The sequence below is a fragment of the Pseudomonadota bacterium genome (assembly GCA_034660915.1).
GTDB lineage: Bacteria > Desulfobacterota > Anaeroferrophillalia > Anaeroferrophillales > Anaeroferrophillaceae > DQWO01.
The window spans coordinates 1-2787 of record JAYEKE010000136.1 but is presented as its reverse complement, the minus strand read 5'-3'; the positions used below and the strand labels follow the sequence as shown (position 1 = coordinate 2787).

The following is a 2787-nucleotide window of genomic DNA, read 5'->3' as shown; positions in this document are numbered from 1 at the left end:
GCAACCTTCTTGATATTCTCCGCTATCACCCCGGCACCCTTGGCAACCACTACCGGTGCCTGCGATTGTTTTTTATCATAAAGCAGAGCAACGGCAAGATGGACAGGGTTGGTTATAACCACATCAGCCCGGGGAACCTCATGCATCATTCTCTGTCTCGCAGCCGCCATTTGCAGACTGCGGATCTGGCTTTTTAGTTGCGGATCCCCCTCCATCTGTTTGAATTCATCCTTAACTTCATCCTTGGTCATTTTCAGATCCTGGGTCCATTCCCAACGCTGGTAAAGATAATCAAAGATGGCCAGACCGATTAAAACGAGACCACAGCGCCACAAAATCTGGAAGGAAACGAGTGCCAAAAATTGCAGGATATCAACTACCGGTTGATTTAACAAGCCAAAGAACTCACCAAAATGGAGCCGATAAACCGTAAAGGAAGCATAACCAAGAACAATGATTTTAAATAATGATTTAAACAGATCCACCAGGGAGCGAAGGGAAAAAATCCTGCCGAAACCCTTAATCATATTAATTTTTGAAAACTTGGGCATCAAGGGCTTGGCAGAAAAGAGAAACCCCACCTGTAACACGTTGGCCAGCACCGCAACCACCGCCAGAGCCGCCAACAGAGGACCGAGAAGTAAAAGAAACTGCTGCAGTGAAAATAAAACGATCCGGTAAAAACCTTCCTTCCCCAGTTCAATCAGCATGTAATTCTGAAAAATATTCTGCAACATGAGTTTTGAGGTCCGCATAAACCATTGGCCGCCAAAATAAAAAAATAACAGGCTGGCCATCAGAATCACTGCCGATGAGACCTCCATACTGCGGGCAACTTGCCCTTCTTCCCGGGCATCCCGAATCTTTTTTGGAGTCGGTTTCTCGGTTTTACTGGGATCACGCGCCATAGTTCTCTCCCCTCAGCTCAACCATTGCCGGATGCCTGCATAATCATGAAAACATCATGAAAAAGTTTAACATATAATCCCTGGAACATCGCCACCATATAGGGAGCTGAAAAAGCCAGGACCAGCAAACCCAGACCAATCTGCAGTGGATAACCAACAATGAAGATATTCATCTGGGGTACGGTACGGGCCAGGACGCCTAAAATCACATTGCAGAGCAATAAAGCCACCATCAATGGCGCCCCGAGCTTTATGGCAATAACAAAGATATTGGCAGAATAATGGATAAGCATCTGCAGCAAATCATTACTCAGAGAAAAACCTCCCAGGGGAATAAGCCGAAAGCTTTCATTCATGGCTTTAATAAACCAGCGATGCGCTCCCAGGGAAAGCAAAAGCAGCAGGGCTACAAGATATTGAAACTGGGCAATAATTGAAACCTGCACACTGGAAACCGGATCAATCACATTAACAATGGAAAAGCCCATCTGAAAACCCATTAACTGGCCGGCTGTCTGTACCGAAGCCAGCAGCATGGCCGCCATAAAACCCACGGTAATCCCGATGGCCAGTTCACGGACTATCGCCAACAAAGCCATCACCAGACCTCCCGCCAAAAGCGGCGGATGTCCCTGGTGACGTAAAAGCGGGAATAAGAGAAAAACCAACAACAGGCTGATACCAACCTTAAGGATTACCGGAATCGATTTATCATTGAAAATCGGGACCATGAATATCATGCTTGAAATCCGCACCAGGACAAGCACAAATAATTCAACATCAGGAATAGTAATTGCCGGGATAGTAACCATAACTGATTTAACCAATGACCGATGGAATGCTGACCATTAAGCGAACGGTAAAATCAACCAGATAGCGAAGCATCCAGGGGAAAAAGATAATCAAGGCCAGGAAAACCGCCAGTATTTTCGGGATAAAGGTCAGGGTCATCTCCTGGATGGAGGTTACTGCCTGAAAAACACTGACCACCAGGCCGATAACCAGGCCGAAACCAAGCATCGGGGCGGAAATCAGCAGAGTGGTTTCCAAGGCCTGTTTGGCAAAACCAACGACATATTCAGGGCTCATTATTCTCCCTCCACCTCAATTAACCGGCTCAAAAACTCTTCATCAATGATCCGACCATAATATGCCAGCCATCGGCCAGAACAAAAAGAATCAGCTTGAACGGCAGTGAAATCATGATTGGCGGCAGCATCATCATCCCCATGGAAAGCAACACGCTGGCCACCACCATATCGAGGATAAGAAAAGGAATATAAATCAAAAAGCCGATTTGAAATGCGGTCTTCAGTTCACTGATAACAAAAGCCGGGATGATAACATAGGTCGGGATATCAGTAACATTATGTGGTTGATCAAGTTTGGCCATGGAGATAAACATGGCCAGATCATTTTCCCTGGTTTCCCGAAACATGAACTGTCTGACCGGATGCATGGCTCGAGAAAAAGCTTGCTGCTGGGTTATTTCCTCAGCCATGTACGGTTTTACCGCCTGCAGGTTAATCTGCTGGAAAACCGGGAACATGATAAAAAAAGTCAAAAACAGGCTCAAGCCGACCAGTACCTGGTTAGGGGGCATCTGCTGGGTCCCCAATGCCTGGCGTAAAAAATGGAACACCACCACCAGCCGGGTAAAAGAGGTCATGAGAACCAGGATTGCCGGCGCCAGGGTCAAAACAGTCAGCAGCAGAAGTATCTGCATGGCAACTGATACCTGCTGGGGATTAGATGCGCCATCAAGGCCAATCTGCAGCGCCGGCACTACCAGATCCTCGGCGGCGGCAGCTGAGGCCACCAGCAGAAGAGAGGGTACCATCAACCCGACCAGCAAGCATTTTCCTGTTTTTTGCGACAC

4 protein-coding genes are annotated in these 2787 nt (G+C 47.3%); all 4 read right to left on the bottom strand.

The genetic code is table 11. The features are described 5' to 3' along the window. A partial coding sequence (locus tag U9P07_08340) for an EscU/YscU/HrcU family type III secretion system export apparatus switch protein (protein MEA2109410.1) occupies positions 1–908 on the bottom strand: 908 nt, incomplete at its 3' end. Between the two features lie 17 nt (positions 909–925). Further along, positions 926–1720: a flagellar biosynthetic protein FliR gene (fliR, locus tag U9P07_08335; GenBank protein MEA2109409.1), complete on the bottom strand. Its 795-nt coding sequence runs from the start codon at positions 1718–1720 to the stop codon at positions 926–928. A gap of 7 nt (positions 1721–1727) precedes the next feature. Then, positions 1728–1997: a flagellar biosynthesis protein FliQ gene (fliQ, locus tag U9P07_08330; GenBank protein ID MEA2109408.1), complete on the bottom strand. Its 270-nt coding sequence runs from the start codon at positions 1995–1997 to the stop codon at positions 1728–1730. A 28-nt stretch (positions 1998–2025) separates the two neighbouring features. Continuing rightward, positions 2026–2748, bottom strand: coding sequence for a flagellar type III secretion system pore protein FliP (fliP, locus tag U9P07_08325; GenBank protein ID MEA2109407.1), 723 nt, complete (start codon positions 2746–2748; stop codon positions 2026–2028). Positions 2749–2787: the final 39 nt, after the last annotated feature.